This window comes from Nocardia sp. NPDC002869 (assembly GCF_046764065.1).
Taxonomy (GTDB): Bacteria; Actinomycetota; Actinomycetes; order Mycobacteriales; family Mycobacteriaceae; genus Nocardia; species Nocardia rhamnosiphila.
The window spans coordinates 1-2,359 of sequence record NZ_JBKOOL010000309.1; the positions used below are offsets into that span (position 1 = coordinate 1).

Genomic DNA, 2,359 nt, shown 5'->3' on the forward strand with positions numbered 1-2,359 from the left:
TTCATCACCGCCGCCGGCGCCAATGCGTGCCTGGCGCTGCTGGCCACCGAATCCGCGAATATGGGCATGGTCGCGTTCGAGATGAACCGAACCGTCCAGCGGGTCGGCAGCCATCTGGCCGTCGACTCGCGCCCGCGGCCGAACGGTGCGAGACAGCCGTGAACAGGCCGCGCGAACCCTGGGAGGAAGAGGAAGCCGGTCCGGTCGCACGGCTCTATGCGATGACCGGCGGCCGGGGTCGCACCGCGCGCGGCGAACTCACTCTCGACACCATGGTGGTCGACGTCGGAGCCGGCTTCGCGCCGCGGCGGACCGATCCCGAATACGTCGAAATCGTCCGGTTCTGCCGGATACCGCAATCGGTGGCGGAGGTCTCGGCGCAGCTGCGGATTCCGCTGGCCATGACCAAAGTGCTCATCGGCGATCTGATCGATGACGGCCGGTTGGCCGTGCGGGCTCCCGCCGAGACCACCGAAAGCGCGGCCGATCTCGGTCTGCTGCGGGCCATCGCGAACAGCCTGCGGGGTGGTTGAGATGGGCTACCACGCCCGCCAGCGCCCCGACCCGGCACCCCGGGTTTCCAACGATCACCCTTTAACATTTCGGCGGCTTCTGTAGCCGCGCTCACACCGATACCCCGCGCCCCGCTCGGTGAGACCGGTCTCCGGTAGGCGCCCGGCTTTCGCTATGGTCTGGACGAGAGCTGATGCATTGCCGGCGAACGGCAATGCCGAGAACATTGGGTGACGCGCCGGTCACCGCGGTGTCGCACTGGCGCACGCTCGGAACGGGTTGATCTATCGTGGCTGTTCGGCGGCATCTGCCCGAAGTACTGGTGCGGGCGTTCCGTTCCGGCGCAGACGCGACTCGCGGCCGGCTGGGCATCCGCGCCCGCCTCCTGTCGATCGTGCTGATCACCAGCGTCACCCTGGTCGTCGTCGGAGTCGGCGCCGCCGGATATCTGGTCAAATCCAGTGTCACCGCGACGCTCTGGGCCAATTTGATCAGTGGCACCACCACTCAGGTGATCTCGATGGTGCAGACCTTCGAAGAGGAGCGCCGGCTGTCCCTGCTGTATCTGGCCGGAGATCCGAATGCGGCCGGCAGCCTGGTCGACGCGCGGAAGCGCTCCGATATCGCCCTCGCCGCGGTGATCGCCAAGGGTGAGGCGGCCCAGCGCCTCAACCCGGACGGATCGGCCGCCGAACTCGAGACCTTCCGCCCGCTCTACAACCGGGTCCCCGGCGTGCGCACCGCGATCGACTCGCGCGCGATGCCGCACGCCGAGGCGTTCGAATTCTTCAGCACCGTGATCGGCACGATCCCCAAGGCCTCGATGGTCGCGGCCCGGGTGGCTCCCGACGCCAAACTCGGTATCGCCCTCGGCTACGGTGTCGAGCCGCTACGTGCCGCCGAGGCACTCTCCCAGGCCGACACCCTCGGTGCCGTCGCCCTCACCCGCGGCGAACTCACCGCCGAGGAGTTGCTCGAGTTCATCCGCTACGCCGGCGAAGTCCGCTCGCAGGTGGCGTATTCGGCCACGGTGCTGACCGGCTCGCGGCTCGCCCAGCTGCGGGCCATCACGGATTCACCGGACTGGCAGCAGGTGACCGCCATGCAGGACGCACTCATTCTGCGCGGTCCCGTCCCCACCGGAGACGCCGCGGCGGAGGCCTCCGATTACGGGTACGACTCCGAGCAGTCGACGGAAAACGAGCCCGCTCCGCTACCGATGACGCTGCCCGCGTGGCAGGATGCCTCGGTGCGGGTGAGCGCGGCCCTGTTGAGCCTGTGGGAGAACCAGAGTCGCGATGCCCATGCCATCGCCCGGTCCGAAGGCACCGATACCGCGGGGATCTCCCTGATCGGCGGTATCGCGGTGCTGATCGTGACGGCGGTGGCGCTGCTTGCCGCACTCATCAGCGCGAACCGGTTCATCGCGCGGATGCGCCGCCTGCGCGACGACACCCTGGAACTGGCGGATGTTCGGCTGCCCGATCTCATGCGGCGCCTCGACAACGGGGCAGAGATCGATACCGCCGCGGAGGTGGCACACCTGGACTTCGGCACCGACGAACTCGGCGAAGTGGCCGACGCGTTCAACCGCGCCCAGGTCGCGGCGGTCTCGGCCGCAGTGGCCGAATCCAAGACCCGCGCGGGGTTCCGCACGGTCTTCCTCAATATCGCCCACCGCAACCAGCTGGCCGTACACCGCCAGCTCGCCCTACTGGACAAGGCCGAACGTCAAGAGGAGAACGCGGACCAGCTCGAGCTCCTGTTCGAACTCGACCATCTGGCCACCCGCGCCCGCCGGCACGCCGAGAACCTCATCGTGCTCGGCGGTGAGCAGCCGGGCCGC

General features: G+C 68.5%; 2 protein-coding genes. Both read left to right on the forward strand.

Annotated features, from left to right (window positions below):
• Positions 1–158: 158 nt before the first annotated feature.
• Positions 159–533 (forward strand): DUF742 domain-containing protein, encoded by a 375-nt coding sequence (locus tag ACLML9_RS28465; protein ID WP_411948385.1) that lies wholly within the window; start codon positions 159–161, stop codon positions 531–533.
• A gap of 269 nt (positions 534–802) precedes the next feature.
• The coding region (locus ACLML9_RS28470) for a nitrate- and nitrite sensing domain-containing protein (RefSeq protein WP_411948386.1) at positions 803–2,359 on the forward strand (1,557 nt) is incomplete at its 3' end.